Consider the following 3900-nt stretch of genomic DNA (forward strand, 5'->3'; position numbering starts at 1 on the left):
GCGGAACACCGTCCGCCACCAGCCGCCGGATCAGAGCCCAATCCTCCACAGAGATCACCCATCCAATCTGTCTGGGTGGCCTCGTTTTCGACCGTCGCTATGGCCTCGTTTTCAAGCGTCGTCGACACCCCAGCGGATGGAACTGCTGGCGGCTCACGAGGCGTGCTCCCCGCTCTCGCGGGGATGAGCCGGTGGCGACGGCCAGGGAGAGGTAGAGCGGGGCGTGCTCCCCGCTCTCGCGGGGATGAGCCGGCCAGGAACCCGATGACCAGCAGCACCGCGACGTGCTCCCCGCTCTCGCGGGGATGAGCCGTTGATCTTGTTGTCGACCAGCGCGGTCAGCATGTGCTCCCCGCTCTCGCGGGGATGAGCCCGCCACCGGCGTCCGCACCGACCAGACTGCCGGGTGCTCCCCGCTCTCGCGGGGATGAGCCCACCAGCCTGCGCAGCGAGAACCCCTTCGCGAAGTGCTCCCCGCTCTCGCGGGGATGAGCCCGTCGCGATACCCAGCCCTGTGAGCGCACGGCTCGTGCTCCCCGCTCTCGCGGGGATGAGCCGTTCGCCTACACGGTCGACGTGAACGACCAGGGGTGCTCCCCGCTCTCGCGGGGATGAGCCGGCGTCACCGGCCACCCAGCGCAGCGAGGGATGGTGCTCCCCGCTCTCGCGGGGATGAGCCCGAACGGAGAGGTTCGTCGGGTGCCTCACGGGTGTGCTCCCCGCTCTCGCGGGGATGAGCCCTGGAGGTCGACCGACGCACCCTCGGGGAGGTCGTGCTCCCCGCTCTCGCGGGGATGAGCCCTCGCCGACGATGGCGGGGTCGTCGTCGAGGAAGTGCTCCCCGCTCTCGCGGGGATGAGCCGGTCGGCATGACGACGGGCGAGGTGCCCCACCGGGTGCTCCCCGCTCTCGCGGGGATGAGCCGTCTCTCCAGGGCCTGACCGGCGACCTCGAGAAGTGCTCCCCGCTCTCGCGGGGATGAGCCCCGGTGGTGGCCCAGCTCGTGAGCCAGGGTCGAGTGCTCCCCGCTCTCGCGGGGATGAGCCTCGTCGAGACGGTCCCGAGTCACTGATCCGTCGTGCTCCCCGCTCTCGCGGGGATGAGCCCCCGCTGGAGACCAAGCGGCCCCACCGCTACGAGTGCTCCCCGCTCTCGCGGGGATGAGCCGTGGACGCGGGGGCGGACGCCGCGGGCGCCGGAGTGCTCCCCGCTGTCGCGGGGATGAGCCCGGCGTCAGGTCGGGGTGCGGGTTGGCCAACAGGTGCTCCCCGCTCTCGCGGGGATGAGCCCGGGTCGTAGTCGACAACGCGGTGGGTCTCGTCGGTGCTCCCCGCTCTCGCGGGGATGAGCCGACCCGCGGTTCCACCATCAGGACACGACCTTGGTGCTCCCCGCTCTCGCGGGGATGAGCCCAAGAACCGCCCCAAGGTCCAGAGGGGTCTCAAGTGCTCCCCGCTCTCGCGGGGATGAGCCGATGTCGATGACGGCCGGCTGGGCGTCGTCGAGGTGCTCCCCGCTCTCGCGGGGATGAGCCCCAGGCCTTGCGGGTGCCTGCGTTGCCGACCGGGTGCTCCCCGCTCTCGCGGGGATGAGCCCCAGGGTGCGGCCCAGGACTGGCGGCAACATGCGTGCTCCCCGCTCTCGCGGGGATGAGCCCCCTTGGGCCGGCACAGCACCGCACGGTTGATGGTGCTCCCCGCTCTCGCGGGGATGAGCCCATCACCGAGACCCCCGGCTTCACCCGGATCGAGTGCTCCCCGCTCTCGCGGGGATGAGCCCGGCGAGGCCGGCTACATGTCGCCGTCCTGAGCGTGCTCCCCGCTCTCGCGGGGATGAGCCGTCGAGGAGCTCGGCGTTACCCGAGACGTTGGCGTGCTCCCCGCTCTCGCGGGGATGAGCCCATCTCAGGCAAGGCCGAGGTCATCTGGTCAACGTGCTCCCCGCTCTCGCGGGGATAAAATCCCGGACGTAGTCACGCGCGAGTGGTGCATCGTTTGGCGAGATGGGGTGTCGTGGACCCACGCCGAGCCAGCCAGGGCCATCGACCGGCTCTCGGCTCCTGCCGATTGCTCTAATCCGAGAGGGGTTTTCAACGTATTTCAACTTCCCAGTGCGTTCAGCTCAGGGAAGTGATTCCCTCCACTACCGATATTGATAACGGTTGGGTCACGGTCTTCGGCGGGGCTGTGGAATGGGCGGTCTTCGGGGGCTGATTGTCGGTGGTGACGGCTTGACTAGCCCACATGAGTTCTCTGGTGGCCGAGCCACTCGATCACCCGATCGGTCGGGTAGTCGAGCAACTCGACGCTGCCCTGGACGACGCCGAGGGCTTGTCGCTGCTGGGGCTGGACCAGGCCACGACGGCGGGGGCGTTGAGCGTGTTGACGGCATTGGAGTCACGCCTGGTCGAGCTCGAGCACCGGGTGCTGGCGCACGCGGGCGAGGTCGTCGTGGCGGACACCACCGGCGCCGTTCAGACCTCGGCCTGGCTCGCCGGCACCGCCCGGTTGACCCGTGCCGAGGCGAGGCGGCGGGTGTGGCTGGCCCACGCCCTCGAACGCTACGAGGTACTCCGGGCCGCGTTCGCCGACGGGGCCGTGAACCGCGAGCAGGCACCCGTGATCGCGGGCGCCCTCGACGACCTCCCCGACGACCTCGATGCCGATCTGGTCGAGAAGGCCGAACGCTTCCTCGTCGAACAAGCAGCCCTCCACGACGCCAGGGATCTGCGGGTGATGGGTCGGCACCTGTTGGAGGTCATCGACCCCGAACGCGGCGAAGCCGAGGCAGCCAAGAAGCTCGAGGCCGAGGAAGAACAAGCCGCCCAACGGGCTCGGTTGACGATGAGCGATGACGGGCACGGGACCGTGTTCGGACGCTTCCAACTCCCCGTCCTACACGGTGCGATGCTGCGCAAGGCGTTGGATGCGATCCTCGCACCCGGCCACTGGAACAGCGAGGGCCATGAACCGAAGGCGAACCTGACCACCCCGCAGCAGAACGGTGAAGCGTTCTGCGAACTCCTCGAAACGCTGGCCGAGCGGGATCTGCCCACCACCGGCGGCCTCGGTGCCACGGTCGTGGTGACGATGACCCTCGATGCGTTGCGCGGTGGCTTGACCGAGGCCGTGCTCGACACCGGCGACCGGCTCTCCGCGGCCACCGCGCGCAGGTTGGCGTGTGAGGCGAATCTGGTCCCGGTGGTTCTCGACGGCGACGGGATCCCGCTCGACCTGGGTCGTGGGCAGCGGCTGTACTCCAAGGGCCAACGCCTCGTCCTCGCGGTGCGCGACCGGCACTGCACCGCCGAAGGGTGCGAAACGCCTGCCCATCGCTGCCAGGCCCACCACGACACCCCCTGGTCACACGGCGGGCCCACCGACCTCGCCGACGGCCGGCTGTTGTGCTGGCGACACCACCGCATGGTCCACGACCCCCACTGGAACTCCACCATCGCCCGGACCGGACCACCCGGAGCGGCCAGCACGATCAGGTTCACCCGCCGGAACTGAGACCCGGTGTGCGGTCCGCTTTCATCTCACCAGGTTTCGACACGCTCGTCGCTGGCGCTCCTCACGGCTCAACCACCGAACCCACCGGGTTTCGACACGCTCGTCGCTAGCGCTCCTCACGGCTCAACCACCGAACCCACCGGGTTTCGACACGCTCGTCGCTGGCGCTCCTCACGGCTCAACCACCGAACCCACCGGGTTTCGACACGCTCGTCGCTAGCTGTTGAACCCGGGGACGTTGGGCACGCGCGTGATTGGTGATGTCCGGCCCCCCGTTTTTCGGTCCAGTTCTTGGCAGAATCCATCCACAAGTGAGAGGACCGGTGTGAGTTCCTGATGGCTGCATCGAAGAGGTTGACCCCGGAGCAGATCGTGGCGCGTTTGCGGG

At 69.2% G+C, this 3900-nt stretch carries 1 protein-coding gene and 1 CRISPR repeat array; the gene reads left to right on the plus strand.

Annotated features, from left to right (window positions below; translation table 11 throughout):
• The first annotated feature begins 162 nt into the window (after nt 1–162).
• Nucleotides 163–1961: a CRISPR direct-repeat array (repeat unit 28 nt; unit sequence GTGCTCCCCGCTCTCGCGGGGATGAGCC).
• Between the two features lie 282 nt (nt 1962–2243).
• Entirely contained in the window at nt 2244–3512 is a 1269-nt protein-coding gene (locus ISG29_RS20325) for an HNH endonuclease signature motif containing protein (protein WP_194505278.1), read from the plus strand.
• The last annotated feature ends 388 nt before the right edge of the window (nt 3513–3900 follow it).

Source organism: Nocardioides acrostichi, assembly GCF_015319165.1.
In the GTDB taxonomy this organism is placed as follows: domain Bacteria; phylum Actinomycetota; class Actinomycetes; order Propionibacteriales; family Nocardioidaceae; genus Nocardioides; species Nocardioides acrostichi.

Coding starts and splice junctions, on each gene's coding strand:
- ISG29_RS20325 (WP_194505278.1), top strand. CDS start 2,244: ATGAGTTCTCTGGTGGCCGAGCCACTCGATCACCCGATCGGTCGGGTA.